General features: G+C 75.6%; 25 protein-coding genes, 1 tRNA gene and 1 riboswitch. Of the genes, 13 read left to right on the top strand and 13 right to left on the bottom strand.

What is annotated here, in order from left to right:
• Positions 1–23: 23 nt before the first annotated feature.
• The 3 genes from ACI8AD_RS15425 to nudC are packed head-to-tail and all read left to right on the top strand — an operon-like array spanning position 24 to position 3,672.
• Positions 24–1,334 (top strand): M16 family metallopeptidase, encoded by a 1,311-nt coding sequence (locus ACI8AD_RS15425; RefSeq protein ID WP_456871397.1) that lies wholly within the window; start codon positions 24–26, stop codon positions 1,332–1,334.
• A complete protein-coding gene (locus ACI8AD_RS15420; RefSeq protein ID WP_456871396.1) occupies positions 1,331–2,704 on the top strand; it encodes a M16 family metallopeptidase in 1,374 nt (457 codons plus the stop codon). The genes ACI8AD_RS15425 and ACI8AD_RS15420 overlap by 4 nt, the downstream gene beginning before the upstream one ends.
• Positions 2,701–3,672 (top strand): NAD(+) diphosphatase, encoded by a 972-nt coding sequence (gene nudC / locus ACI8AD_RS15415; RefSeq protein ID WP_456871395.1) that lies wholly within the window; start codon positions 2,701–2,703, stop codon positions 3,670–3,672. Before ACI8AD_RS15420 ends, nudC begins: the two co-directional genes overlap by 4 nt.
• 77 nt (positions 3,673–3,749) lie before the next feature.
• On the opposite strand, the gene ACI8AD_RS15410 is transcribed toward nudC, so the two are convergent.
• The 3 genes from ACI8AD_RS15410 to ACI8AD_RS15400 form a co-directional block, all read right to left on the bottom strand.
• Positions 3,750–4,271, bottom strand: a complete 522-nt coding sequence (locus ACI8AD_RS15410; protein ID WP_456871394.1) for a uridine kinase — start codon at positions 4,269–4,271, stop codon at positions 3,750–3,752.
• 146 nt (positions 4,272–4,417) lie between these two features.
• A complete protein-coding gene (locus tag ACI8AD_RS15405; protein WP_456871393.1) occupies positions 4,418–5,017 on the bottom strand; it encodes an ANTAR domain-containing protein in 600 nt (199 codons plus the stop codon).
• Positions 5,018–5,138: 121 nt separating this feature from the next.
• Entirely contained in the window at positions 5,139–5,402 is a 264-nt protein-coding gene (locus ACI8AD_RS15400) for a mycoredoxin (RefSeq protein WP_456871392.1), read from the bottom strand.
• Between the two features lie 168 nt (positions 5,403–5,570).
• On the opposite strand from ACI8AD_RS15400, the gene ACI8AD_RS15395 reads away from it, so the two are divergent.
• The 4 genes from ACI8AD_RS15395 (at position 5,571) to ACI8AD_RS15380 (ending at position 8,866) form a co-directional block, all read left to right on the top strand.
• Positions 5,571–7,598 carry an ATP-dependent helicase gene (locus ACI8AD_RS15395; protein WP_456871391.1) on the top strand — a complete coding sequence of 676 codons (2,028 nt, stop codon included), beginning with the start codon at positions 5,571–5,573 and terminating at the stop codon, positions 7,596–7,598.
• Positions 7,599–7,790: 192 nt separating this feature from the next.
• Entirely contained in the window at positions 7,791–8,108 is a 318-nt protein-coding gene (locus ACI8AD_RS15390) for a hypothetical protein (protein WP_456871390.1), read from the top strand.
• Between the two features lie 247 nt (positions 8,109–8,355).
• Positions 8,356–8,598: a WhiB family transcriptional regulator gene (locus tag ACI8AD_RS15385; protein WP_281252181.1), complete on the top strand. Its 243-nt coding sequence runs from the start codon at positions 8,356–8,358 to the stop codon at positions 8,596–8,598.
• 103 nt (positions 8,599–8,701) lie between these two features.
• Positions 8,702–8,866, top strand: coding sequence for a hypothetical protein (locus ACI8AD_RS15380; protein ID WP_456871389.1), 165 nt, complete (start codon positions 8,702–8,704; stop codon positions 8,864–8,866).
• A 127-nt stretch (positions 8,867–8,993) separates the two neighbouring features.
• Here the strand turns inward: ACI8AD_RS15380 and ACI8AD_RS15375 are convergent, their stop codons facing one another.
• The 3 genes from ACI8AD_RS15375 to ACI8AD_RS15365 form a co-directional block, all read right to left on the bottom strand.
• On the bottom strand, positions 8,994–10,316 hold the full coding sequence (locus ACI8AD_RS15375) for an ABC1 kinase family protein (protein ID WP_456871388.1): 1,323 nt from the start codon (positions 10,314–10,316) through the stop codon (positions 8,994–8,996).
• A gap of 53 nt (positions 10,317–10,369) precedes the next feature.
• Positions 10,370–11,434, bottom strand: coding sequence for a ThiF family adenylyltransferase (locus tag ACI8AD_RS15370; protein ID WP_456871387.1), 1,065 nt, complete (start codon positions 11,432–11,434; stop codon positions 10,370–10,372).
• A 111-nt stretch (positions 11,435–11,545) separates the two neighbouring features.
• A complete protein-coding gene (locus ACI8AD_RS15365; protein ID WP_012950213.1) occupies positions 11,546–11,698 on the bottom strand; it encodes a DUF5679 domain-containing protein in 153 nt (50 codons plus the stop codon).
• A gap of 369 nt (positions 11,699–12,067) precedes the next feature.
• Here ACI8AD_RS15365 and ACI8AD_RS15360 point away from each other — a divergent pair, with 369 nt between their 5' ends.
• Complete coding sequence (locus ACI8AD_RS15360) at positions 12,068–12,646, top strand: M48 metallopeptidase family protein (RefSeq protein WP_456871386.1); 579 nt, start codon at positions 12,068–12,070, stop codon at positions 12,644–12,646.
• A 36-nt stretch (positions 12,647–12,682) separates the two neighbouring features.
• On the opposite strand, the gene ACI8AD_RS15355 is transcribed toward ACI8AD_RS15360, so the two are convergent.
• Positions 12,683–14,074, bottom strand: a complete 1,392-nt coding sequence (locus ACI8AD_RS15355) for a zinc-dependent metalloprotease (RefSeq protein ID WP_456871385.1) — start codon at positions 14,072–14,074, stop codon at positions 12,683–12,685.
• Between the two features lie 104 nt (positions 14,075–14,178).
• Here ACI8AD_RS15355 and ACI8AD_RS15350 point away from each other — a divergent pair, with 104 nt between their 5' ends.
• From ACI8AD_RS15350 to ACI8AD_RS15330, 5 genes are all read left to right on the top strand, one after another.
• On the top strand, positions 14,179–15,204 hold the full coding sequence (locus ACI8AD_RS15350) for a YlbL family protein (RefSeq protein WP_456871384.1): 1,026 nt from the start codon (positions 14,179–14,181) through the stop codon (positions 15,202–15,204).
• A 239-nt stretch (positions 15,205–15,443) separates the two neighbouring features.
• Entirely contained in the window at positions 15,444–18,428 is a 2,985-nt protein-coding gene (locus tag ACI8AD_RS15345) for a UPF0182 family membrane protein (RefSeq protein ID WP_456871419.1), read from the top strand.
• Between the two features lie 79 nt (positions 18,429–18,507).
• Positions 18,508–18,581 (top strand) — tRNA-Met (locus tag ACI8AD_RS15340).
• Between the two features lie 575 nt (positions 18,582–19,156).
• Entirely contained in the window at positions 19,157–20,608 is a 1,452-nt protein-coding gene (locus ACI8AD_RS15335; protein ID WP_456871383.1) for an FAD-binding oxidoreductase, read from the top strand.
• 183 nt (positions 20,609–20,791) lie between these two features.
• Entirely contained in the window at positions 20,792–21,241 is a 450-nt protein-coding gene (locus tag ACI8AD_RS15330) for a fumarylacetoacetate hydrolase family protein (RefSeq protein WP_456871382.1), read from the top strand.
• Here ACI8AD_RS15330 and ACI8AD_RS15325 read toward each other — a convergent pair.
• The 6 genes from ACI8AD_RS15325 to ACI8AD_RS15300 all read right to left on the bottom strand — a co-directional run bounded on the left by ACI8AD_RS15325 (position 21,225) and on the right by ACI8AD_RS15300 (position 26,195).
• Positions 21,225–22,043: a MetQ/NlpA family ABC transporter substrate-binding protein gene (locus ACI8AD_RS15325; RefSeq protein ID WP_456871381.1), complete on the bottom strand. Its 819-nt coding sequence runs from the start codon at positions 22,041–22,043 to the stop codon at positions 21,225–21,227. The two genes, ACI8AD_RS15330 and ACI8AD_RS15325, sit on opposite strands and share 17 nt — an antisense overlap.
• A gap of 65 nt (positions 22,044–22,108) precedes the next feature.
• The gene (locus ACI8AD_RS15320) at positions 22,109–22,768 is read right to left on the bottom strand and encodes a methionine ABC transporter permease (protein WP_456871380.1); all 660 of its coding nucleotides are present in this window, start codon (positions 22,766–22,768) and stop codon (positions 22,109–22,111) included.
• Positions 22,765–23,808 (bottom strand): methionine ABC transporter ATP-binding protein, encoded by a 1,044-nt coding sequence (locus tag ACI8AD_RS15315; protein WP_456871379.1) that lies wholly within the window; start codon positions 23,806–23,808, stop codon positions 22,765–22,767. The genes ACI8AD_RS15320 and ACI8AD_RS15315 overlap by 4 nt, the downstream gene beginning before the upstream one ends.
• 305 nt (positions 23,809–24,113) lie before the next feature.
• The gene (locus tag ACI8AD_RS15310) at positions 24,114–24,191 is read right to left on the bottom strand and encodes a putative leader peptide (protein WP_456871418.1); all 78 of its coding nucleotides are present in this window, start codon (positions 24,189–24,191) and stop codon (positions 24,114–24,116) included.
• A gap of 4 nt (positions 24,192–24,195) precedes the next feature.
• Positions 24,196–24,291, bottom strand: a riboswitch (SAM riboswitch).
• A gap of 129 nt (positions 24,292–24,420) precedes the next feature.
• Positions 24,421–25,080: a response regulator gene (locus ACI8AD_RS15305; protein WP_089402327.1), complete on the bottom strand. Its 660-nt coding sequence runs from the start codon at positions 25,078–25,080 to the stop codon at positions 24,421–24,423.
• Positions 25,077–26,195, bottom strand: a complete 1,119-nt coding sequence (locus ACI8AD_RS15300; RefSeq protein WP_456871378.1) for a sensor histidine kinase — start codon at positions 26,193–26,195, stop codon at positions 25,077–25,079. The genes ACI8AD_RS15305 and ACI8AD_RS15300 overlap by 4 nt, the downstream gene beginning before the upstream one ends.
• Between the last annotated feature and the right edge of the window lie 268 nt (positions 26,196–26,463).

The raw sequence follows: 26,463 nt of genomic DNA, 5'->3' as shown, positions 1-26,463 counted from the left end.
TCGGACGTGGTTAGGGTCGGTCCGTGACAGCAGTCGGGGCCGATCTGACCTTGCGGCACCCGGTGGAGCGCCTCGCGCTGGACAACGGGCTGCGGGTCGTCCTCGCGCCCGACCGCAGCGTGCCGGTCGTCGCCGTGACCGTCTTCTACGACGTGGGCATGCGCAACGAGCCGGAGGGCCGCACCGGGTTCGCCCACCTCTTCGAGCACGTGATGTTCCAGGGCTCGGCGCACGTGCCGAAGATGGAGCACGCCCGCCTGGTGCAGGCCGCCGGCGGCACGTTCAACGGCTCCACCCACCAGGACTACACGAACTACTACGAGGCGCTGCCGGCCGAGGCGCTCGAGCGCGCGCTGTTCCTCGAGGCCGACCGCATGGCGGCGCCGGCCATCACCGAGGAGAACCTCCGCAACCAGATCGACGTGGTGAAGGAGGAGATCCGGGTCAACGTGCTCAACCGCCCCTACGGCGCCTTCCCCTGGCTGCAGCTGCCGCAGATCGCGTTCGAGAGCTTCGCCAACACCCACGACGGCTACGGGTCCTTCGTCGACCTGGAGAGCTCCACCGTCGCCGACGCCACCGACTTCTTCTCCCGCTACTACGCACCCGGCAACGCGGTGCTGTGCATCGGCGGCGACCTCGACGTCGCGGAGACCGAGCGGCTGGTCCGCCGCTGGTTCGGCCCGGTCGAGGCCCGCGACGTGCCACCCACGCCGCACACCGGCGAGCCCTCGCCGACGACGGTGCGCCGCGACGTCGTCGAGGACCGGCTGGCGCCCGCGCCCGCCGTCGCGCTCGGCTGGCGGGTGCCCGACCCGGTCGGCGACCTCGACACCTACCTCGGCACCGTGCTGCTCGCCGAGCTGCTCAGCGAGGGCGACGCCTCCCGCCTCGAGCGGCGGCTGGTGCACGACGACCGGCTGGCGGTGGCGCAGAGCAGCTACGTGGGCCTGTTCGGCGACCCGTTCGACGTCCGCGACGCCACGCTGCTCACCACCCAGGTGCACCACCCGGCGTCGGTCCCGGTCGACGACGTGCTCGCCGCCGTCCACGACGAGATCGGCCGGGTCGCCGGCGAGGGCGTGACGGCCGAGGAGCTGACCCGGGTGCAGGCCCGCGCCGGCGCCCAGCTGCTGCGCCAGGCCGACTCCGTCCTCGGCCGCACGCTCGCCTTCGGCGCGGCCGAGCTGGTCCACGGCCGCGCCGAGCTGGCCGGTGAGCTGGCCGCCCGGCTGGCCGCGGTCACCCCCGACCAGGTGCAGGCCGCGGCCCGGGGACTCGATCCCGGCACCGCCGCCGTGCTGGAGCTGCGGGCCACCGGGGGTGCCCGGTGAGCGCGCCGGTCCTCGACCTGGACCTGATCCCCCCGCTGGGCGAGCCGCGTCCGCAGCCGGTCCCCGAGGTGGCGACGACGACGCTGCCGAGCGGGCTGGAGGTCGTCGTCGTGCCGCGGCCCGGCGTCCCGCTGGTGGAGCTGCGGCTGCGGGTGCCCTTCGCCGCGGGCACCCCGCGCGGCGCCGCGCAGCACACCGCCCGCGCGTCGGTGCTCTCCGGCGCGGTCCTGCTCGGCACCGCGCAGCACGACGCCACCGGCATCGCCGAGGCGCTGCAGGGCCACGGCGCCGAGCTGACGGTGGCCGCCGACCCCGACCGGCTGCTGTTCTCCACCACCCTGCTCGCCGAGGGCCTCGCCCCCGTGCTCGGGGTCCTCGCCGAGGTGCTCACCGCCGCCGCCTACCCGGCCGACCGGGTGGAGGCCGAGCGCGACCGGGTGGCCGAGCGGATCGCCATCGCCCGCTCCCAGCCCGGGGTCATCGCCCGGTCGGCGCTGGCCGCCCGCCGCTACGGCGCCCACCCCTACGCCGCCCAGCTGCCGGCACCGGAGCTGGTCGGCAAGGTCGGCGCCGCCGCGCTGCGCCGGCTGCACCGCGAGCGGGTGCTGCCGGCCGGCAGCACGCTGGTGCTCGTCGGCGACCTCGACGCCGCCGGGGCCACCGACGCCGTCGCCGCGGCGCTGGGGGAGTGGACCGGCGAGGGCTCCGCCGTCGGCGCGCCCCCGGCGCCCACGCTCGCCCCCGGGCACCTGGAGGTCGTCGACCGGCCGGGCGCGGTGCAGTCCAACATCCGCCTCGGCGGGCCGGCGCCCGGGCGCACCGACCCCGACCTGCCCGCCGTCCGGCTGGCCAGCATGGTCTTCGGCGGCTACTTCTCCTCGCGGCTGGTGGAGAACATCCGGGAGCGGCGCGGCTACTCCTACAGCCCGCGCAGCGCCGTCGACCACCTCGCCGCGGCATCGTCGTTCCTCGTCGAGGCCGACGTCGCCACCGAGGTGACCGCCCCGGCCTTCCTCGAGACCTGGGCCGAGCTGGGCCGCATGGCCCTCACCCCGGTCACCGAGGCCGAGCTCGACGCCGCCCGCCGCTACGTCCTGGGGTCCATGGCGCTGTCCACGGCCACGCACGCCGGGCTGGCCAGCACGCTCTCGGCGCTGGCGGGGTCGGGGCTGTCGGCGGAGTGGCTCGCCGACCACCAGCGCGCGCTGGCCGAGGTCACCGTCGACCAGGTGCAGGAGGCCGCCCGGCGGTACCTGGCACCGGCCGCGCTGACCGGCGTCGTCGTCGGCGACGCCGAGCGGGTCACGGACGCGCTGCGTGCCCTCGGCCCGGTCGACGTCACCGCGAGCGCGGCGGCGGACCCGGCGTGAGCGTCCCGCCGGGCGGGAGCACGCCGGCCGACAACCCGCCGGTCGACGTCGTCTCCCGGGGGGCCTGGCCGGCCGGCACCCCGCGGACGACGGGCACCGTCCCGGTGCTGTCCCGCTCGGCGCACGACCGCGACCACCTCGGCCGCTCGCTGCCCGACCCCACCCGCGGCCGGCCCGTGCGGGTGCTCACCGTCGACGAGCGGCGCACCGTGCCGGTGGCCGAGGGTGCCGACGGCCCTGCCCTGGTCTGGGACGAGCAGCCGGAGCTGCCGCTGGGCGCGGTCTACCTGGGCGAGGCCGACGGCACGCCCTACGCCGCGGTCCGCGGTGAGCGCGCGCTGACGGTCAACGGCCGCCCGGTCGACGTCTGGACCGGGCTGCGCGAGCTCGGCGCCGTCCTCGGTGACCTCGACGCCGGCCTGCTCGCCGAGGCCATCGGCATCCTCGAGTGGCACGAGCGGGCGCGGTTCAGCCCGCTGTCGGGGGCGCCGACGACCATCGAGCGGGCCGGCTGGGTGCAGCGCGACCCGGTCACCGGCACCGAGCTGTTCCCGCGCACCGACCCCGCGGTGATCATGCTCGTCCACGACGGTGGGGACCGCTGCGTGCTCGGCCGGCAGGCGGTCTGGCCGCCCGGGCGGTACTCGGTCCTCGCCGGGTTCGTCGAGCCGGGGGAGTCCGCCGAGGGCGCGGTGGCCCGCGAGGTGGCCGAGGAGGTCGGCCTCGCCGTCACCGACGTCCGCTACGTGAGCAGCCAGCCCTGGCCGTTCCCGCAGTCGCTGATGCTCGGGTTCGTCGCGCGCGCGGTGGGCGACGACACGCTGCGCCTGGACCCCACCGAGATCGAGGAGGCCCGCTGGTTCACCCGCGAGGAGCTGCGCGCGGGCCGCGGTCCCGAGGCGCTGCCGCCGCCGGTCTCCATCGCCCGCCACCTCATCGACCGCTGGGTCGACGGCGAGCTGGGCTGACCCGCCTCCCGGCGACGTCCTCCCGCACCCCCGGGCGTCCTCCCGCACGTCCCACCGTGGGGGAGGACGCGCCACGATCAGGTCACCTGATCCCCGGACGGCGCCCACCGGCCCTGCAGCACCAGCGCCGGGTGCCCGGGAGAGTCGGCCAGCACGACGGCATCGGCCAGCGCGGCCGGGTCGACCTCGTCGTCGTAGCGGTCGAAGGCCGGCAGCTCCCAGGCGAGCTCGCCCGGCCAGCGCCGGCGCCGGGCGGGCGGGGCCACCCGCAGGTGCACGACGACGTCGAGGGCGAGCCCGGCACCCTGCAGCAGCGCACCGGGCACCAGCAGCACCCCGCGCGGCGGCATCGCCTCGTAGCCGGCACGGGCAGCGCGGTCGCGCTCGACGTCCCACAGCACCGGCAGGTACTCGCCCGGACCGCCCGGCCCGACCCGGTCGAGGACCTCCCGGGCGAGCGCGCCGGTGTCCAGCCAGTCGGTGTAGCGCGCGTCGGGGTCGGTGCGGCCGTGCTCGAAGCGCAGCGACGCCGGCCGCAGGAACCCGGCGGCGGGGACGACGACCGCCGGGCGGCCCAGCGCCGGCAGCCGCGCGGCCACGTCGCGGGCCAGCGTCTCCGGGTCGGCGACGTCGGGACCGTCGACGCCGACCCGCAGCGCGGCCGCGCCGGGCAGCGGCTCGGCGTCGGCGAGGAGGACGGCCAGCCGGTCGGCGAGCGCGCCCGGGGTCAGCGGTTGCGGCGACCTCAGGGGCGGCCGTCCGCCGGGACGGAGGCGCCGGGGCGCACGGACCCGCGCTCGACCCGCCGGGGCCCCGTCCGGCGGGGGACCGCCGCCAGCGCCGGGACGGCGTCGGCCGCGGGCTGCGGGGTGGGGTCGGCGAGCCGGTCGAGGGTCGCCATGACCTCGCGGGCGAGCTCGTGCACCGGCCGCCCGAGCGAGCGGGCCTGACCGCGCAGCACCTCGAAGGCCGACCGCGGCGCGGTGGCGTGCCGTTCGGCGAGCACGCCGATGGCCCGCTCGGTGACGACGCGGGCGGCGAGGGCGTGCTCCAGCTGGGCCACCGTCCGCTCCAGCGCGGCGATCCGGGCGTCGCGCGGGTCCTCGGCGTCGGCGTCGCCGGTCGCACCGCGGGCGGCCCGGCGGGCGGCGCGGTCGGGCTCGGCCTGGGAGCCGAGCTCCTCGGCCACCAGGTCGGCCAGCGACAGGCCCTCGAGCAGGTCGTCGACGTCCTGGGCGCACCCGGGCGCGAACACCCGCCAGCCGCGTCCGGTGCGGGCCACGACCACCGACGGCGAGTCGGCCGGCTGGCCGGGTGCGGGGAACGGCACGGAGTCCGAGGTCACGACAGCGGCTCCCGCGAGGTGTGCGGCCCGGTGGCCGGTGGTCGGGTGGGGGTCACGGTCGCGACCCGCGCGGCCACGATGATGCACCGCCACCGGCCCCATCCTCGGCAGCACCCGCCGGTCAGGCCTCCGGCGACCGGTCGAGCTGCGAGCGCACCTGGTCGATGCTGGGGTTGGTCAGCGCGGTGCCGTCGGCGAAGACCAGCGTGGGCACGGTGCGGTTGCCGCCGTTGGCCTGCATGACCACGTCGGCCGCGGCGGCGTCGCGCTCGATGTCGACCTCGGCGAACGGGATGCCCTCGCGCTGCATCAGCTTCTTGAGCCGCACGCAGTACCCGCACCAGGTGGTGGTGTACATCGTCACGGCGGCGGGTGCGGCAGTCACTCGGGGTCCTCCAGGGGTCGTCGGCTCGGGGAGCGGTGCTCCCTCGGTCAGGAACGCGCACCGGCGGGCGGACCTTCCCGTGCCCGCGGGGTGTCCCGGCCCGGTGTCGGTAGCGGCTGGGACACTCGGTGCCGACCGCCCGCCCCGTCCCCCGAGGAGACCTCCCGCATGCCGCGGACCGCCGACCTGCCCGGGTCCCCGGCCACCTCCGCCGGCGCCGAGGCGGTGCTGGCCGGCCTCGACGACGAGCAGCGCGAGGCGGCCTCGGCCGTCAGCGGCCCGGTGTGCATCCTCGCCGGTGCCGGCACGGGCAAGACCCGCACGATCACCCACCGCATCGCCTACGGCGTGCACGCCGGCGCGTTCGTCCCCGAGCAGGTGCTGGCGGTGACGTTCACCGCCCGCGCGGCGGGGGAGCTGCGGTCCCGGCTGGCCGGCCTCGGCGTCGGCGGGGTGCAGGCCCGCACCTTCCACGCCGCCGCCATGCGCCAGTTGCGGTACTTCGCCCCGCGCGTGCTCGGCGGTCCCATGCCGCCGCTGGTGGACAACAAGCTGCGCCTGGTCGCGTCGGCGGCCACCCGCGCCCGGCTGACCACCGACCGCACCAGCCTGCGCGACCTCGCCAGCGAGATCGAGTGGGCCAAGACCACCCTGGCCACCCCCGAGGACTACGCCAAGCGCGCGCAGGCCGCCGGCCGCGAGCCGCCGTTCGACGCCGCGACCGTCGCCCGGGTCTACGCCTCCTACGAGTCGGCCAAGCAGCGCGACGGCGTCCTCGACTTCGAGGACCTGCTGCTCGTCACCGCCTACGCCCTCGAGGAGCACCCCGACGTCGCCCGGCAGGTGCGCGGCCAGTACCGGCACTTCGTCGTCGACGAGTACCAGGACGTCAACCCGCTGCAGCAGCGGCTGCTCGACGCGTGGCTGGGCGGCCGGGCCGACGTGTGCGTCGTCGGCGACCCCAACCAGACCATCTACTCCTTCACCGGGGCCGACCCCGACTACCTCCTGGGGTTCGCCGACCGCTTCCCGGACGCCGCGGTGGTCAAGCTCGAGCGCGACTACCGCTCGACGCCGCAGGTGGTGGGGCTGGCGAACAAGCTGATCGGGCAGGCGCCGGAGCGGAGGAGCACCTTCCGGCTCAAGCTCCTCGGCCAGCGCGCCGAGGGCCCCGAGCCGCGCTTCCTCGAGCACCCCGACGAGCCCACCGAGGCCGCCGCCGTCGCGCAGGCCTGCCGGGCGATGATCGAGGCCGGGACGCCGGCGTCGGAGATCGCCGTGCTGTTCCGCATCAACGCGCAGTCGCAGGTGTACGAGTCCGCGCTGGCCGACGCCGGCGTGCCCTACGTGCTCAAGGGCGGCGAGCGGTTCTTCGAGCGGCCCGAGGTGCGCGAGGCCGTCGTCCTGCTGCGCGGGGCCGCGGCGGGCGGCAGCGAGCCGGGCGCCCTGGTGACCACCGTGCGCGACGTGCTGGCCTCCACCGGCTGGGTCGAGCACCGCCCGCCGCCCGGGGGAGCGGCGCGCGACCGCTGGCAGTCGCTGGCCGCCCTGGTCGACCTCGCCGTCGACCTCGTGGCCGAGGACCCGACCACCGACCTGCCGCGCTTCGTCGCCCACCTCGCCGAGCGGGCCGACGCCCAGCACGCGCCGACCGTCCAGGGCGTCACGCTCGCCTCGATGCACGCGGCCAAGGGCCTGGAGTGGGACGCGGTGTTCGTCGTCGGCCTGGTCGACGGCGTGCTGCCGATCGCGCAGTCGCTGTCGCGGCCCGACGCCGTGGAGGAGGAGCGGCGGCTGCTCTACGTCGCCGTCACCCGCGCCCGGGAGCAGCTGACGCTGTCGTGGTCGCTGGTCCGCAACCCCGGGGCCAAGCGGCCCCGCCCGCGCAGCCGCTTCCTCGACGGGCTCGTCCCCGGGTCCACGCCCACCGCTCCGGCGCCGCCGCGGAAGGCGAAGAAGGCGAAGGTCGTCCTCGACGGCGAGGCCGGTGAGCTCTTCGAGCGGCTGCGGGCCTGGCGCAGCTCCACCGCCCAGGCCGCCTCGGTGCCGGCCTACGTCGTGTTCACCGACGCCACGCTGCAGGCCATCGCGGAGGCCCGGCCCTCGAGCCTGCGCGAGCTCTCCGGGCTGCCCGGCATCGGCGCCCGCAAGCTCGACCTCTACGGCGAGGACGTGCTGGCCACCCTCAGCGGCTGAGCGGTCACGGATCGTCCCGACGGGTCGGTCCGCGGCGGACGCGCCCACCCGTCGGGCGACCCGCCCGTTAAATGCGTTGCGCCGCCCGCGCGACCTTCCCTACTGTCCTGACTGCGCCCGAGGGACCACCACGGGCGCGCCAGACCGAGCCCGGTGCGACAGCCGGCTCCGACCCCGGGAGGAGGGGTTCCGATGATCGACACGCGCTTCGCTCTCGCCCCCGCCGGGGTCTCCGCCTGGGGCGCCCTCGACGTGCGTCCGGCCGGCACCGGTGCGGTTCCGCCCACCCGTGACCGGTACGCGCTCGTCCGTGCCCTGGTGCCCTCCGAGCTGATCGGCGGCGCCTGCACGGCGCCCGACGCCCCGGTCCAGGGGACCGGTGTGCCCACCGTCGGCGGCACCGCCGCGCCGTTCGGCACCCGCGTCACCGGCACCGACGTCTTCGACACCCACATCTCCACGCAGCGCACCACCCTCGGGATCCACTCCCCGGGGAGACCGCAGAGCTAGCCGCTCGACCGGTCCTCCTCGAGGCCGCGGAACCCGAACCCGGGATCCGCGGCCTTCGTCTTTCTCCGCGGCACCCGGCCCCGACCACCCGGTCGGCGGGCCCCGCCGGCCGCGCAGACGACGAGTACGAGGAGGAGCGGCAGTGCTACAGACGATCGACCGCCCGACGTCCCACCGCCGAACCGGGCTCCCCCGGACCGGTGGCGCCCCGCCGAGGACGCCGCACACGCCCCTGGCCCCGGCCCCGGTGCGGCGACCGCTGCCGTGCCGCGGGACCGACGACCCGGACCTGTGGTTCGCCGAGAGCCCCGCGGCCCTCGAGCAGGCCAAGGTCCTGTGCGGCGACTGCCCGGTCCGCGACGCCTGCCTGGCCGGTGCGCTCGACCGCGGCGAGCCCTGGGGCGTCTGGGGCGGCGAGATCTTCGAGCGGGGTGTCGTCATCCCGCGCAAGCGACCGCGGGGTCGTCCCCGCAAGGTCGTCGCGGCGTGACGAAGGACCCCGTCCCCCTCACCCCTCGCAGGCTCGGGGTGAGCCTCGGGACGGGGCCGACAAGAACCGGAAGACGTTCCACCAGAGACCGTGAGGAACCGAGATGACCACGTACGAGTACGACCTCGCCGTCACGCGGCTGAGCGAGCTGCGTGCCGAGGCCGACGCCGCCGGGCGCACGCGCCGGCTGCGGGCGGCCCGCCGGTGGGCCCGTCGCGCGGAGTACGCCAGCCGGCGTGCCGCGCGGGCCAGCGCCGCGGTCCGCTGACGAAGGACCCCGCTGCCCCCCACCACTCGCGAGCTCGTGGCGGGGCCCTGCAGCGGGGCCGACCGGCCGAGGCCGGGTCCCCGACGCTCCCGGTGCGTCGGGGACCCGGCCTCCTGTCCGTGGGCGCTCAGCCGACGAAGCCGGGCAGCCACTCCTCGAGCACGCTGCGGTAGTCGGCGGCGGCGTCGAGCTGGCACAGCACGCCGATCGACCCGACGGTCACGCGGTGGATGAGCAGGTAGGCCGGCGGGAGGTTGAGCTGGCGCCCCAGCCGGCTGGCCTCGCTGCGGGGGTCGGCCAGGCGGGCGGCCTGCTCCTGCATCCACCGGCGGGTGAAGCGGAAGTTGTGGCTGACGATCGGCTCGAGCATCGGCCGCAGGTAGTCGAGCACCCCGGCGGCGTCGACCGCCACGCCCGGCCGGACGAAGCCCTCGGTGCGCAGGTCGGCGAGCACGTCCTCGGCCCGGCCCTCCAGCGCCCACCGCACCAGCCGGCCGATCGGCTCGGGCAGCCCGTCGGGCAGCCGGGCGGTGGCGCCGAAGTCGATGACGCCGAGCCGGTCGCCCTCGACGAGCCGGAAGTTGCCCGGGTGCGGGTCGGCGTGCAGCAGGCGGGCCCGCGAGGGCGCGGAGAAGTGCAGCACCGCCATCAGGTGGCCGGCCCGGTCCCGCTGCTCGGCGGTGCCGTCGGTGATCACCCGCGACAGCGGCAGGCCCTCGAGCCACTCGGACACGATCACCTTCGGCGCGCTGGCCACCACCCGCGGGACGACGATCTGGCCGTCACCGGCGTAGGCCGCCGCGAACTGCCGCTGCGCGTCGGCCTCCAGGCCGTAGTCGAGCTCCTCCATGACCCGAGCCCGCAGCTCGGCGATCAGCGGCTTGACGTCCAGCCCCGGGAACACCGCGGCGAACAGCCGGGCGAAGCGGGCCAGCTGGTTGAGGTCGGCCATGAGGGCGGTGGCCGCGCCCGGGTACTGGATCTTGACGGCGACGTCGCGGCCGTCACGCCACGTGGCGCGGTGCACCTGGCCGATGCTGGCGGCGGCGGCCGGCTGGTCGTCGAACTCGCGGAAGCGGGTGCGCCAGGTCCCGCCGAGCTGCTGGGCGAGCACCGCGTGCACGGTGCGCACCGGCATCGGCGGCGCCTCCTCCTGCAGCTTCACCAGCGCCTCGCGGTAGGGGGCGGCCACCTCGTCGGGCACGGCCGCCTCGAACACCGACAGCGTCTGGCCGAGCTTCATCGCCCCGCCCTTGAGCTGGCCGAGGACGGCGAACAGCTGCTCGGCGGTGCGCTGCTGCAGCTCCGCGTTGACCGCCTCGGACGACTGCCCCGACAGCCGCTTGCCGATGCCGAGCGTGGCGCGACCGGCGGCCCCCAGGGGGAGGGAGGCCAACCTCGCCGTGCGCGAGATCGAGCCCCGCGGGATCCCCCGTGCGTCGTCGCTCACCCGGCCATTGTCCCCTGAGGGACCGACGGGCCGCTGACGGACGGGAGCCGCCCTCACCCGGGAGAGCGGGCGGCCGCGCCCGTGCCGGTGCAGCCGCAGCCCGGGTGCCGCGGCCAGGGGCGCAGCCGCGGCGCCAGGTCCGGCGGGCGCAGCTCCACGACCGCCGAGAGCGCGGCCGGGCTGCCGCTGCCGTCGAGGTAGGCCAGCACCTGCTGGGCGGCGGCCAGCGCGGTGGCCCAGCAGGTGAGCGTCGACCCGCTCGGGGCGTCCGCGCCGCCGGTCAGCTGGGCGGCCAGCGCCGGCCACCGCGGGTCGGCGTCGCGGCGGTGCAGGTCGGCGCAGCGCAGGCAACTGGTGACCCCGGGGACCACCAGCGGCCCCACGACGCCGGTCTCGCCGCGCACCGTCGCCACGAGGTGGGCCACGCCGGTGTCGCGGAGGCCGGCGACGAGCGGGTCGGACGCCGACCACGGCCGGGACAGCACCACGAGGTCGGGGGAGACGCCCTGCGGCAGGGGACGCAGGTCGGTGAGCGGGCTGGCGCGGCGGACGGCGTCGGCGGCGGCCGGCCCGCGCGGGCGCCCCTCGTCCTCGGCGGTCAGCCCGCCCACGACCGCGTCGGCCGCACCGACCACGCCGTCGTCGTCCACGGTGACCCGGCCGACGCCGCTGGCGGCGAGCAGTGCCGCGAGCGGAACCCCCACCCGCGTGGCGCCGTGCACGACGACCGAGGCCGCCCGCCGGGCCCGCCAGCGGGAGGCTCCCCGCCCGTCACGGGCGGCCGGCAGCTCCGCGGCGGTGCGGGCGGTGGCGGCGGGGCCGGCGTCGGCGGCGAGCAGGTCGGCGGCGTCGAGGTCGAGGAGGGCACCGGCGCCGCGCAGCCCGTCGAGGAGGGCGCCGACCGGGCCCGGGTCCAGGCCCGCGGCGGCGGCGTCGGCGAGGACGGCCCGCTGGGTGCGGCGACCGTCGAGCCCGCGCAGCAGCGCGGTCACGGCGGCCACGTCCGCCCCGGCGAGCACCGCGCCGGTGGCGTCGACACCGCCGACCTGCAGGGTGTCGGGCGCGCGGCGGAGCAGCGGCGTGCCGGGCGGGAGCAGCGGGTGGGCGGGATCGGGCACCGGCGCAGGGTGTCAGCCGGCGGCGTCGGTGCGCTCCGGTCGTCCACAGCCCGGGAACGGCGACGGCGGCGCCCGCCGTGCGGACGCCGCCGTCGAGGCGGTGCGAGCGCCTTACGCCTTGCCGAGGATCCGGTTCATCTTGGTGCCGCAGACCGGGCAGGTGCCCTGGGCCATGCGGCGGCCGGACTCGCTGACCTTGACCTCGCCGTCGAAGTCCCGCTTCTCCTTGCACTTCACGCAGTAGCCGTTGTAGCTCTCCGCCACCGTGTCTCTCCCTCCGGCTGCTCGACCCCCGCTCCGGGCGCCGTCGCGGGGAACGCTACCCGGACCGCACGGTCCGCCCGCCGCGGCGGCCCGACCCGGTGGGGGAGCCCACCCACAGCCTGTGGACAGGGCTGTGGGCAGCGTGGGGACCCGGCGGCGTGTCCCTGTGCGCAAGCCGGGGACGGCCCCCGGGGCGGATCGCCCGGACGGCGCCGTCGCGGGGCCGTCACCTGCGGTGATGCCGCGACACGGCTGTGGACGGACGCTCCGCCGCCGAGGGCGGCGGGCTGTCCACCGTCCGTGCGACTCGTACCCGAGTGGGTGGTGCCCCTGGGCGCGTCGACCCCGGCCGCTGGCTACGGTCCTGCTGTGCCCGGAACGACCCCCGACCCCTCGTCCGCGCCCGGGCCGGTCGAGGTCCGTCGCAGCGCCCGCCGCCGCCGGACGGTGACCGCCTACCGCGAGTCCGGGCGCACGGTCGTGCTCATCCCCGCGGCGTTCACGCCGGCCGAGGAGCGGCGCTGGGTGGCGCAGATGGTGGCCAAGCTGCAGACCCGCGAGGAGCGCCGGCGCCGGTCGATGGGCGGGGACGACGAGCTGATGGCCCGCGCCCGGACGCTGTCGCAGGCGCACCTCGACGGCGCCGCGCGGCCGGCCAGCGTCCGGTGGGTCGACAACCAGCAGCGCCGCTGGGGCTCGTGCACGCCGGCCGACGGCAGCATCCGGCTGTCGAGCCGGCTGCGGTCGATGCCGGCCTACGTCGTCGACTACGTGCTGGTCCACGAGCTGGCGCACCTGATCGAGGCAAGCCACGACGCCCGCTTCTGGGCGCTGGTGGCCCGCTATCCCCGGGCCGAGCGCGCCCGCGGCTTCCTCGAGGGCGTCGAGACCGCGCGCGCCGACGGCGCCGAGCTCGCGGACCCGGACGAGGGCGACCTCGTCGACTGACGGCGGCCCCGCCCCCCGGCGCCTCCCGGGGCGCCGTCAGCGGGTGGGGGTCTCCCCGTCGCCGTCGGTGGCGTCGCCGTCGGTGCTGTCGTCGGTGTCCCCGCCGGCCGGCTCCCCGGCCTCGGCCGTGAGCCGCCGCAGCTCGTCGTCGGCGCCCTGGCGGGCGACGAAGTCCAGCGGCTCGTCGAGGTCGTCGGAGGTGGGCAGCAGGTCGGGGTGCGACCACAGCCGGTCGCGCTCGGCCGCGCCGTACCGCTGCTCCATCGCGCCCCAGACGGTGGCCGCGTCCCGCAGCCGGCGCGGCCGCAGCTGCAGGCCGACCAGGGTGGCGAAGGTCTGCTCGGCCGGGCCCCCGGAGGCGCGACGGCGGCGCATCGTCTCGGCCAGCGCCCCGTGACCGGGCAGCCGCTCGCCGGCCGCGGCCGCGACGACGGCGTCGACCCAGCCCTCGACCAGCGCCAGCAGCGTCTCCAGCCGGCGCAGCGCCATCTGCTGCTCGGGCGTCTCCTCCGGCTCGAGCACCCCGCTGCCCAGGAGCTCCTGGATGGCCTCCGGGTTGGACGGGTCGAAGCCGCCGCCCATCGACCCCATGGCGTCGTTCAGGCCGCGCTCGATGGCCTCGCGGTCGATGGTGATGCCGCGGGCGTAGGCGTGGACGGCGTCGTGCAGCTGCTGGCGCAGCCACGGCACGTGCGCGAACAGCCGCAGCGAGGCCGCCTCGCGCAGCGCGAGGAACAGCCGCACCTCGTCGGCGGGCCGGTCGAGCCCCTCGGCGAACGCGGCGACGTTCTGCGGCACGAGCACGCCGGAGCCGGCCGGGGCCAGCGGCAGCCCCACCTCGGTGCCGGTGAGGACCTCGCCGGCCAGCCGGCCCATCGCCTGCCCGACCTGGGCGCCGAACATCAGCCCGCCCATCCGGCCCATGATCCCGGCCAGCGGGCCGGCCATCGCCATGGCCTCCTGCGGCAGGGCGCTGGTCATCGCCGCGACGACCTTCTCGGCCAGCGGGTCGATGAGCGCCGTCCAGGCGGGCAGCGTCTGCTCCACCCACTCCACCCGCGACCAGGCGACGGCGCGGTCGACGCCGGAGGGCAGGTCGGTCACCTGGTCCAGCCACAGGTCGGCCAGCCGCAGCGCCTCGGTGACGGCGGCCCGCTCGGCCTCCGACGTCGGCTGGGTGCCGGTGGCCAGGGTGCTGATCGCGCCCTGCCGGGCGAGGTCCCAGTTCACCGGGCCGCCCGACCAGGTCATGAGCTTCTGCAGCTCGGCGAACAGCGGCATCTTGCCCAGCAGCTCCTCGGGCGTGCCGGCGCCCGCGCCGCCGGAGCCGAAGAGGGCGCCGAAGCCGAAGGGGTCGTTCGAGCCGGGCTGGTCGCGTCGCTCGGGGTCGCGGTCGGGCAGCCCGAAGCCGAACGGCAGGTCGCTCATGGGTCCCACGGTAGACGCGTGATCACCCGGTCGCGGGCGGATCGGCACCCCGGCCGTCCGCTCTCGGCGGACGCTGCCAGCGCCACCACATACCCTGGCCCGTCGTGACCCGTCGGATCGCCGTCCTCGCCGTCGGTGTGGTGCTGCTGCTGGTCGCCGGCGTCCTCGGCGCGGCGCTGCCGGTGCCCTACGTGGCCCAGGTGCCCGGCCCCACCTTCAACACCCTCGGCGACATCGACGGCGACCCGGTCATCAGCGTCCGCGGCCGGGAGCGCAACGACGTCAGGGGCAACCTGAACCTGACCACCGTCGGCGTCGGCCGGGCCGGCCTGAGCCTGGTCGAGGCCGTCCGCGGCTGGTTCGACGACGAGGTCAGCATCGTCCCGGAGGAGTCGGTGTACCCGCCGGACAAGACCGAGGACGAGATCGAGCAGGCCAACCGGCAGGCGTTCCTCACCTCGGAGGAGTCGGCCGAGGCCGCGGCGCTGGGGGAGCTGGGCTACCCGGTCAAGGTCGTCGTCCGCGGGGTGAGCGGCGAGGACTCGCCCTCGGAGGGGCTGCTGGAGGAGGGCGACGCCCTCGAGTCGGTGGCCGGGCAGCCGACGCCGGACTCCGCGACCCTCGTGTCCGTCCTCACCGGGATCCCGGCCGGCACCGAGGTGGAGGTCGCCTACACCCGCCTCGGACAGCCGGGCACCGCCACCGTGACGACGACGGGCGCGCCGGACCGGGAGGGCTCGGTGCTCGGCATCGCGGTGCGCGAGCAGCCCTCGGCGCCCTTCGACGTGGACATCGACGTCGCCGACGTCGGCGGCCCCTCGGCCGGCCTGATGCTGACCCTGGGCATCCTCGACCTGGTGGGCGACACCGACCTCACCGAGGGCGCGGTCGTCGCCGGCAGCGGCACGATCCAGGCCGACGGCACGGTCGGCCCGATCGGCGGCATCCAGCTGAAGATGGTCGCCGCCGAGGACATCGGCGCCGAGCTGTTCCTCGTGCCGGCCGACAACTGCGCCGACGCGCTCGGCTCGCCGGCCACCGGGCTGACCCTGGCCCGCGTCGGCGACCTCGACGACGCCCTCACCGCCCTCGAGGACCTCCGCGCCGGCCGCACGCCCGTGGGGTGCTGACCCTCCCGGACGACGGCCCCGACACGGACCCCCGTCCGTGGGGGAAGCTGTCGGGCAGCACGGGCCCCGCGGGAACCCGGTGCCGCGCCGGTCGTTGGTCGGGGCGGCACCTGCCTCACGACGGGCCCGTGCCGGCGTCGGCGACGACGTCCGTCCGACCGCACGCGGTCGCCCCACCGCGGCGTGGCACCCCCCGGGTGCGGCGCCGCACCTGCAACTGAAGGAGACCGCTCGTGGCCATGCGGCCCCCCGTGTCCGTGCCGACGTTGTCGCGGCGGGCGAAGGTCGTCATCGGGTCCATCGCCGTGCTGCTGGTGCTGTTCACGGCCATCGGCACCCTGACGAACGTCTACGTCGACTACCTCTGGTTCGACGAGACCGGGTACACCGAGGTGTTCTGGACCGAGCTCCAGACCCGCGCGCTGCTGTTCGCCGTGGCCGGCGTGGCCACCGGCGGGCTGACCGCGCTGGCGGTGTACCTCGCCTACCGCTTCCGGCCCGCGTTCCGGCCGATGTCGCTGGAGCAGCAGAACCTGGAGCGCTACCGGCAGTCGCTGGAGCCGCGCCGCACCCTGGTGCTCACCGCCGTCGCCGTCGTGGTCGGCCTGTTCGCCGGCTTCACCGCGCAGGGTAGCTGGGAGACCTGGCTGACCTTCCGCAACGCGGTGCCCTTCGGCCGGGTGGACCCGCAGTTCGGCCTGGACCTGTCGTTCTTCGTCTTCGAGTACCCCTTCTACCGGCTGCTGCTGGGCTTCGCCTTCGCGATCGTCATCCTGGCGCTGATCGGCTCGCTGCTCACCCACTACGTCTTCGGCGGCCTGCGGCTGCAGACGCCGGGGCAGAAGCTCACCGGCGCGGCGATGGTGCAGCTGTCGGTGCTGCTGGGCCTGTTCGTGGCGCTCAAGGCGGTGGCCTACTGGTTCGACCGCTACGACCTCGTCTACTCCGACCGCGGTGAGCTGTTCAGCGGCGCGAGCTACACCGACGTCAACGCGCTGCTGCCGGCCAAGACGATCCTGGTGTTCGCCGCGGCGTTCTGCGCCATCGCGTTCTTCGCCAACGTCGTCGTCCGCAACTTCCGGCTGCCGGCCGCCGCGCTGGTGCTGCTGCTGCTGTCGAGCCTGGTGATCGGCGTGGCCTACCCGGCGATCGTCCAGCAGTTCGTGGTGCGGCCCAGCGCCAACGAGCGCGAGGCCGACTACATCGAGCGGGCCATCGCCTCGACCCGCGACGCCTACGGGCTCTCCGACGTCGACTACGTCGACTTCGCGGAGGACAACACCGGCGACGAGGTCGACACCGACGCGGCGCTGGCCGAGCTGCGCGCCGACGACGCCACCATCCCCAACGCCCGGCTGCTCGACCCCAACGTGCTGGCCGGCACGTTCACCGCGCGCCAGCAGATCCGCAACGTGTACGGCTTCCCCGAGAAGCTCGACATCGACCGGTACACCATCGACGGCGAGACCCGCGACTACGTCGTCGCCGTCCGCGAGCTCGACAGCAACAGTCTCTCGGAGAACCAGGACACCTGGATCAACCGGCACACGGTCTACACGCACGGCAACGGCTTCGTCGCCGCGCCGGCCAACCAGGTCGTCACCGGGCAGGAGGGCGGCGAGCCGAACTTCACCAGTCGCGACCTGCCCACCGTCGGCGACATCGACGTCGACCAGGCGCGCGTCTACTACGGCGAGCTGATCGAGGACTACTCGGTCGTCGGCGCGCCGGAGGACGCGACCCCGCGCGAGTTCGACCGGCCCGAGGACGGCTCCGACGGCGAGGTCAACAACACCTACGACGGCGAGGGCGGCGTCGCGATCGGCAGCTTCTTCCGGCAGCTGACGTTCGCGATCTACTACCGCGAGCGCAACTTCCTGCTCTCCGGCGCGGTCAACGACGCCTCGAAGGTGCTCTACGTCCGCGACCCGCGCGAGCGGGTGGAGAAGGCCGCGCCGTTCCTCGAGGTCGACGGCGACCCGTACCCGGCGGTCATCGACGGGCGGGTCGTGTGGATCCTCGACGGCTACACGACGTCGGACGCCTACCCGTACTCCGAGCGGATGGAGCTCGGCGAGGCCGCGACCGACGCGCTCACCGGCACCGGCACGGCCGCGCTGCCCAACGAGCAGTTCAACTACATCCGCAACTCGGTCAAGGCCACCGTCGACGCCTACGACGGGACCGTGACGCTCTACGAGTGGGACGAGCAGGACCCGGTCCTCAAGGCCTACACCGCCGCCTTCCCGGGCGTCATCGAGCCGCGGGAGTCGATGAGCCAGGAGCTCGTCGAGCACGTGCGGTACCCCGAGGACCTGTTCAAGCTGCAGCGGGACATCCTCACCCGGTACCACGTGAGCAACCCGAGCGACTTCTACAGCCAGAACGACCGGTGGGCGGTCCCGGCCGACCCGACGCAGTCGCAGGAGGCGACGGCGGCCGACGAGGCGCAGCCGCCGTACTACATCCTCGCGGCGCGGCCCGACGAGCCGGGCGCGACGTTCCAGCTGACCAGCGCGCTCAACGCCTTCCGCCGGCAGAACCTCTCGGCGTTCATCTCCGCCTCCAGCGACCCGGACACCTACGGGCAGATCCAGGTGCTCCGGCTGCCCGGCAACACCCCGTTCCGCGGGCCGCAGCAGGTGCAGCAGTCGTTCAACACCAACGACGAGGTCGCGCGTGACCTGACGCTGTTCAACAGCGAGGACTCGCAGGCGGTGTTCGGCAACCTGCTCACCCTGCCGATCGGCGCGAACGGCCTGCTCTACGTGCAGCCGCTCTACGTCGAGGGCACCGGGGAGAACTCCTTCCCGCTGCTGCGCAAGGTGCTGGTCAACTACGGCGGGCGGGTCGGCTACGCCGACACCCTCTCCGACGCCCTGGACGAGGTCTTCGGCGCCGGTGCGGGTGACACCGCCACCGACTCCGGCGACGCCGGGACCACCCCGGACACCCAGGAGCCGGCGACCCCGACCGAGCCCACCGAGCCCACGACGCCCGCGGAGCCCACCACGCCGCCGGCCGACGGCGGCACGGCGACGACGCCGGAGCTCGACCAGGCGGTGCGCGACGTCGACGCGGCGCTGCAGCGTCTCGAGGACGCCCAGCGCAACGGCGACTTCGCCGCGCAGGGTCAGGCGCTGGCCGACCTGCAGGCGGCGGTGCAGGCATACGAGGCCGCCCGGGCCGCGGCGGGCGGCGCACCGGCGACGCCGACGGGCTGAGCGCACGGCGGGGGCGCACCGGCCCGGTGCGCCCCCGCCTGCGGGCCCCCCACCCGAGGGGGTATGGTGGTCTCACCGACGCGGGGTGGAGCAGCTCGGTAGCTCGCTGGGCTCATAACCCAGAGGTCGCAGGTTCGAATCCTGCCCCCGCTACGAAGCGACAGGGGCCCTCACAGTGACTGTGGGGGCCCCTGCCGTCTGCACAGGGATCTGTGTGCCCGCGCGTGGAGACGTCTGTCACGCAGACTCCGCGACGACCGCCGTTTCAGCATGCGGGCGACCCGACTGCCGATCGCCCGTGTCCGACCAGGCCAACGGTGCTTCCCTCGAGCTAGGGCCGGCGTTGTCGTACTCGTGGTGGTCCTCCCGCCAGGTGGCACCGACCAGGTCGGTGTGGGGCGTCCTCGGTGGCGGCCGCGAGGTCGGTGTTCACCAGACCCCTCCGCGGCTGGCGCAGAACAGGCGCAGGTCGGGGGAGGCCCACAGGATGCTCTCGGTGGCAGGCCGTCTGGGTCACCTAGATCTCCGCGCCGTGCAGGATCCCGTGCCCGGTCCATCACCCCGCGGCGCGCTCGGTGCCTCGCGAGTCACTACGCGCCGGACCGCACTGGTCGACTGTCGCTGTGGGAACTCACTCGGCTGGCACGCCACGGATTGCGTGCAACAGTGCCTCCGCGCTCCCAGCGGTCTGCAGCACCGGGAGGCGAGTCCAGCCGCAGGGGGCTGTCATGGCGCTCGATCGATCTGCACTCACCAGCATCGCCCGGTCGATCGGCGGCGAAGCGCTGCAAGCGGGCGATGCAGGGTTCGCCGCTGCCCGGGCTGAGGCGATCTGGAACGGCGCAATCACTCGCCAGCCAGCGCTGATCGTGCGGCCCTCCTCCGCCCCGGACGTCGCGCGCGCCCTTGCTGTGGTTCGGGAAGCAGAGCTGGACTTCACCGTGCGTGGCGGCGGCCACAGCGGAGCCGGGAACGCTGTGGCGGACGACGCGGTCATGATCGACCTGTCCCGCCTCTCCGGCGTCCGAGTGGATCCGGAGGGCCGGGTCCACGTGGGAGGTGGTGCGACGTGGGGCGCCGTCGACGGAGCCACCGCGCCGCACGGCCTGGCTGTCACCGGTGGCACGGTCAGTCACACGGGGGTCTCAGGCCTCACGCTCAGCGGCGGGCTGGGCTGGTTGACGTCCCGGCTGGGGCTGGCCTGCGACAACCTGGTGGCCGCCACGCTGGTCACCGCCGACGGGCGGACGGTGACCGCCTCCGAGGACGCGGAACCGGAGCTGTTCTGGGCGCTGCGCGGTGCCGGCACGAACTTCGGGATCGTGACCGAGCTCGTGTTCGGCCTGCACGAGGTCAACCCGCTCGCGCACGTCGGCATGTTCTTCTGGCGGCCAGACGACGCCCTCGAGCCCCTCCGCTTCGCCCGCGAGTACCTGTTCGACCTCCCCGCCGGGCTCAGCGGAGCCGTGGTCGGGATGTCCGCGCCGCCGGAGGCGTTTGTCCCCGAGCAGCTCCGCGGTGAGAGGGGGGTCGCGGTCATGGTCGCCGGCTGGGGGAGCGGCGAGGAGCACGCCGCCGCCATCCGGCCGCTGCGCGAGCGCAACCCGCAGTTCGAGTTGGTCACGCCAATTCCGTACGTGGCACTCCAGCAGATGCTGGACAACGCGAATCCGTGGGGTATCCGTGCCTACGACAAGGGGCTGAACCTGGATGACCTGGGCGATGATGCCCTCGAAGTCATCCTGGAGCAGCTCCCGCGCATGCGCTCGCCGCTCTCCTACGTGCCCATGTTCCCGCTCGCCGGCAGGTACAGCGAGATCTCCGATGACGCGACGGCCTGGGGTAGTCCACGACGTCCGCACTGGGCGCTGGCCATCCTGGCTCTCGCTGCCGACGACCAGACCTACGAGGTCGACCGCGCCTGGGTCCGTGACCTCTGGAACGCCTTGCGCCCCTACGCCCCAGACGACGGGACGTACCTCAACTTCGAGGCCGACACCGACGAGCGGCGCGTGCGCGCCTCCTACGGGGAGAGCAAGTACCGCCGCCTCACCGAACTCAAGTCCGTGTGGGACCCGGAGAACGTCTTCCGGCACAACCCCAACATCCCACCGACCGCAGCCGGCATCCCCTCGCCTCGCCAGGCTGCGCCGGCGAGGGCCGACGAGACCGCTCGCTGACCCACTGACGGGCCCGACCTCCGCAGTGAGAAGGGGCCCGTCAGTGCTCGTGCGGTGACGGCTCTCAGCTGATGGGCACGGGCACGAGCGCTCCCAGGCGGGTCAGACCCGGCGGCGAGTCCGGTGGCGTCGTCGCTGTCGGCGGCCTCGTAGACGGGGAAGTCGGGACGCACCCGGACCGAGATGGCCTCCACCGTCGGGGACACCCTCGCGCTGTTCTCCCGCACCCTCGCCCTGCGCCCCGGTGACCTGCTGGCCACCGGCACCCCGTCCGCGGTCGGCTACGCCCGGACCCCCACCGGGCTGCTGCAGCCCGGTGGGGTCGTCGAGGTCGGGGTCGACCGCCCCAACCGCAATCGAGATCGGCGCTGTCCGAAGGGCGAGCCGAGATCGCACTCGTATCCGGACCCGCTGAGGAGCGAGGTCGGGAAACGAACCGGAGCGGGGGTGCACGTTCCCGTGCAGAACGCTGGGATCTGCGGGAACACACGAAGTCGAACAGCGCGAGCGGTGATTCGGCCGGTCCCCTCGCTACTCACCAGAGCCCCGGATGCGGTCCCTGACGGAGGCCGGCGCGACAGCGCCGGAGGCCGGCCGGCTTCCGGCTGCCGGGAGCTCAGAACGCGGGGATGACGGCGCCCTCGTAGGTGTCGTCGATGAACTGGCGCACCTCGTCGGAGTGGATGAGCTCCTCCAGCTCCTGGATCCGCTCGTCGTCCTCGTCGCCGGTGCGGACGACGACCAGGTTGGCGTTGGGGTTGTCCTCGGCCTCCTCCAGCGCGAGGGCGTCCTCGGCGGGGACCAGGTCGGCCTCGATGGCGTAGTTGCCGTTGATCACCGCGATGTCGACGTCCGCGAGGGACCGGGGCACCTGCGCGGCCTCGACCTCGGAGATCTGCAGGTCCTTGGGGTTGTCCTGGACGTCCAGGGACGTCGGGGCGGCGTCACCGGTGTCGGCCAGGGTGATCAGGTCGTTGGCCTCGAGCAGCCGCAGCGCGCGGGCGGCGTTGGTCGGGTCGTTCGGGATCGCCACGGTGGCGCTGTCGGGGAGCGCGGCGAGGTCGGTCAGCGACTGGGAGTAGATGCCCAGGGGCTCGATGTGCACCGGGTCCAGCGGGGTGAAGTCGTAGCCGCCGCTGGTCTCCTGCTCCTCCAGGTAGGGGATGGTCTGGAAGTAGTTGGCGTCCAGCGAGCCGTCGTCGAGGGCGACGTTGGGCTGCACGTAGTCGGTGAACTCGACGATCTCGAGGTCCAGCCCGGCGTCCTCGGCCAGGTTCTCGTCGATGAAGCGCAGGATCTCGGCGTGCGGGACCGGGGAGGCGCCGACCCGCAGCGGCTCGTCGGCCGCCGACAGCTCGGCGTCCCCACCGCCGCACCCGGTGAGCAGGGTGGTGGCGGCGGTGGCGGCCAGGAGCAGGGTGGAGCGGGAGCGCATGGTGGTGGTTCTCCTTCGGGGTGGTGCGGTGGGGGCCGGCGGCCGGACGGCCGCCGGCGAGGGGGTCAGACGTGGGCGAGGCTGCGGGCCCACCGGTCACCGGCCCACTGCAGGCCCTGCACGACGACGAGCAGCAGGGCGACGGTGACCAGCGTGATGTCGGTGCGGAACTGCTGGTAGCCGAAGCGGATGGCGAAGTCGCCGAGCCCGCCGCCGCCGACGGCTCCGGCCATCGCGGAGTAGCTGATCAGCGCGACGACGGTGACGGTGACCCCGGCGACGAGCGAGGGGCGGGCCTCCGGCAGCAGCACGGTGCGGACCACGTCCCGACGGCGCGCGCCCATCGACAGCGCCGCCTCGACCTTCCCGGAGGCGACCTCCCGCAGGCTGGTCTCCACCAGGCGGGCGAGGAACGGGACGGCGCCGATGGTCAGCGGCACGATCGCGGCCGTCGAGCCGATCGTCGTCCCGACGATGCCCCGCGTCACCGGGGCGACCAGCACCAGCAGGATGATGAACGGCAGCGCGCGGCCCAGGTTGACGACCAGGCCGAGGGACCGGTTCAGCGCTCCCCGCGGGGCCAGCCCGCTCGGGGCGGTGACGGTGAGCAGGACGCCCAGGGGGACGCCGAGCAGCACCGTGAGCACCGCGGCGGCGCCGACCATGTACAGGGTCTCGCCGGTGGCCTCGAGCAGCTGCGGCCAGACCCGGCTCCAGTCGCTCATCGCCCCGCTCCGGCCGTGGCGGCCGCACCGGCGTGCAGCCGCTCGACGAGCACGCCGTCGGACCGCATCCGGTGCAGGGCGGCGTCGAGCCGGTCCATGCCCTCGGTGCCGCCGTCCCCGGTGACGCGCAGCAGCAGCCGGCCGTAGCGCCCTCCGGCGACCGTCTCGACCGAGCCGCCGGCGACCTCCACCGCCAGCCCCAGCTCCCCGACGAGGGCCTGCAGCACGGCGGTCTCTGGCGTGCGGTCGGTGACGGTCACGCGGACGAGGGCCCCGCCGTGCCCGGCGCCGGCGTCGGCGACCGGGGCGGGCAGCAGGGCGTCACCCAGCGGGGAGTGCTCGCGGGTCAGGACGTCGGTCAGCCGGCCGCCGTCGACGACGCGTCCCCGGTCGAGCAGGACGGCGCTGTCGCAGACGGCCTTGACCACGGCCATCTCGTGGGTGATCAACAGCACGGTCAGGCCCAGCTCGGCGCGCACCCGCCGCAGGAGCTCCAGCACGCTGCTCGTGCTCGCCTGGTCCAGGGCGGAGGTGGCCTCGTCGCACAGCAGGACCCGGGGACGGCCTGCGAGCGCCCGGGCGATGGCCACGCGCTGCTTCTGCCCGCCGGACAGCTGCGCCGGGCGGGCACCGGCGCGCTCCCCGAGCCCGACCAGGTCCAGCAGCTCGGTGGCGCGGCGGCGTCGCTCGGCCCGGCCGACGCCGGCGAGCTCGAGGGGGTGCTCCACGTTGCCCGCGGCCGTCCGGGAGTCCAGGAGCTCGAAGTGCTGGAACACCATGCCGATGGAGCGGCGGGCCTCGCGGACCCCGTCGTCCGGGAGGTCGGTGAGCACCCGCCCGTCCACGCTCACCGATCCCGCCGTCGGGCGCTCGAGCAGGTTGACCAGGCGCACCAGCGTGCTCTTGCCCGAGCCGCTCGGGCCGACGACGCCGGCGAACTCACCGGCCGCCACGCGCAGGCTCACCCCGTCGACGGCGACGACCTCGCCCATCCGTCCCCGGGCAGGGAACACCTTGCGGACGTCGTTCAGTTCGATCACAGGCTGGGTCCTCGGGACGGGTGCGGGGGAGGGGCGCCGGGGCTCGGCGCAGGCGTCCGGTCGCGACGGCCGGACGCCGCAGGGTCGGTGCGGGAGGCAGGACGGATCGGCCGGGATCCCTGCGGATCGGGGCCGGCCCGCACGGCGGTCCCGGGCGCGGTCGACGACACCAGGGAACGGCCCCGCGCGCGGGAGAGCCGGGTCACCGCCGGGGCGGGGTGCTCGAGGCGTCGCGGGAGGCCGCCGAGGCGGCACGTGCCGCGCCGGGGTCGTGCCCCTCAGCTAGCGGGAGCGGACTCGCGGCGTCAGCGCCGACACAGGGCGGTGGCGGTCCGGCACAGGTCCACGTGCCGGCGAGCCCAGGTGAGCTGGGCGTGGGTCATCGGTCCTCCATCGATCCTGGCGGTGGCACCCTCGTCCGCACGGGGCGGGGGGTTGCTGCGACGTCGTCGAGCCAGGTCTCTCGGCCGCTCTGGATGGTCGGGGGCGATCCTACCGAGCCGGTCGGGATGGTGACGGAACGGGGTGCAGACCCCGCCCGGGTCTCCGTCAGCCGGCGGCGGTCCCTCCAGGGATCCGGAGTGGCGGAGGCGAGCCGCGCGCGGTCCCGGCTCAGTCGGTCCCCGGGCCGACGAAGCCGGTCCGGTAGGCCCACACCACCGCCTGCGTGCGGTCGCGCACGCCGAGCTTGCCGAGGACGGCCTTGACGTGGGTCTTCACCGTCTCGGGCGAGAGCCACACCCGGGCGGCGATCTCGGCGTTGGACAGCCCCTCGGCCATCGCGCGCAGCACCTCCACCTCGCGCTCGGTGAGCGCGGCGGCCGCCCGCAGCCGTTCGGGGTCGGCGGGCCGGCGGGCGGCGTGCACGGCCAGCAGCCGGCGGGTCACCGCCGGGGCGACGAGCGCGTCCCCGGCGTACACCGTGCGGATGCCGTCGACGAGCTGCTCCGGGGTCGCGCGCTTGAGCAGGAAGCCGTCCGCCCCGGCGTCGAGCGCGTCGTCGACGACCTCGTCCAGGTCGAAGGTGGTGAGCACGAGGACCCGCGGGCGGCGCGGCCAGGACACGATCTCCCGCGTCGCGGCGACGCCGTCGACCCGGGGCATCCGGACGTCCATGAGCACCACGTCGGGCCGCAGCGCCCGGGCGCGGTCGACCGCCTCCCGGCCGTCGGCCGCCTCCCCGACGACGGTCAGGTCGTCCTCGGCGTCGAGGAGCGCGCGCAGGCCGCTGCGCACCAGCCGGTCGTCGTCGGCCAGCAGCACGCGGATCACGCCGGCACCCCCGTCCCGGCCGGCAGCACCGCGTGCACGCGGAACCCGCCCTCCACCGGACCGGCCTCCAGCTCGCCGCCCTCGAGCCGGGCCCGCTCGCGCATGTTGACCAGCCCGCGTCCCGGGACCGGGTCGGGCAGGTCGCGCCCCTCGTTGGTGACGTCGAGCAGCACCCGGTCGGCCACCCGCGAGACCTCCACCCGGATCGGGCCGGAGGGGGTGTGCCGGACGGCGTTGGTGAGGGCCTCCTGCACGATCCGGTACAGCGCCCGCGCGGCGCCCGCGGACAGCGGCCCGCCGTCGGTGTGCAGCTCGACCGGGCGGCCGGTCGCCCGGATCCGGTCGGCGAGCTCCTCCAGGTCGGCCACGGTCGGGGCGAACGGTCCCGCCCCCGCCCGGCGCTCCAGCGGCTGCAGCACGCGCAGCAGCCGGTCGAGCTCGTCGAGCGCGGAGCGCCCGGCGGACTCGACGGACCCCAGCGCCTCGCGGGCGAAGGCCGGGTTGTCGTCGAACACCCGCCGTCCCACCCCGGCCTGCATCACCATGACGTTCACCGTGTGCCCGAGGGAGTCGTGCAGCTCGCGGGCCAGCCGGCCGCGCTCCTGCAGCAGCAGCCGCTCGGCCGCGAGCGCCTGCGCCCGGCTCTCCGCCGCCTCCCGGGCGCCGGCGGCCGCCGCCAGGGCGCGCCGCCGGCTGAGCTCGCCGGCGACCACGGCGACCAGCGAGGTCATCCCGATGTCGGGCAGGGCGGCGAGGGAGTCGACGCGGTCCAGGGTCACGTACCCGGCGGCGCCCAGGACGGCGACCGCGCCGGCCGCCAGGCGCAGCCGCCGCCCGCCGACGGCGAAGCAGGTGAACAGCGCGATCCAGGCCGGCCAGGGCAGGTAGCCGATGGCGTACCCGGCCGCCGCGTTGACCACCACGACCGTGTCGGCGGCGACGAGCGACGCGAGCGGCGCGGCCTGCCGCCACAGCAGGGTCAGCGGCCCGGCCGCGGCCAGCGCGACGGCCGCGGCGTCCACCGGCCGGTAGGGCGGGCCCGCCGGCACCGCGAGGGTGACGGTGACCGTGGCGAGGACCAGGACGCCGGCGAGCGCCGCGTCCGTGCGGCTCACGGCGCCGGTCCCGGGCGCGGGGGAGGTGGACGGCGACACCTCCCATCGTCCCGCCGGCGGGCGGCCCGGGGGAGACCCGTGCGGGCCGTCCGCCTCCCTCGCGCGAGGGAGCCGCGGTCCCCCACCGGGGCGCCCGCCGCGCGCCGCGGACCACTCCCGCGGGACCGCACGGGACCCGCGCGGGGCTCGTGGCGGGCAGCGCGGCGGCGCCACGCTCGGGCACCGCGGCGCCGCGGGAGCGCGACGCCCTTCCCCCTGGAGGTGCCCC

The organism is Geodermatophilus sp. SYSU D00766 (genome assembly GCF_054049915.1).
The sequence above is the reverse complement of the archived record's forward strand: the minus strand, read 5'-3'. Positions and strand labels throughout refer to the sequence as shown.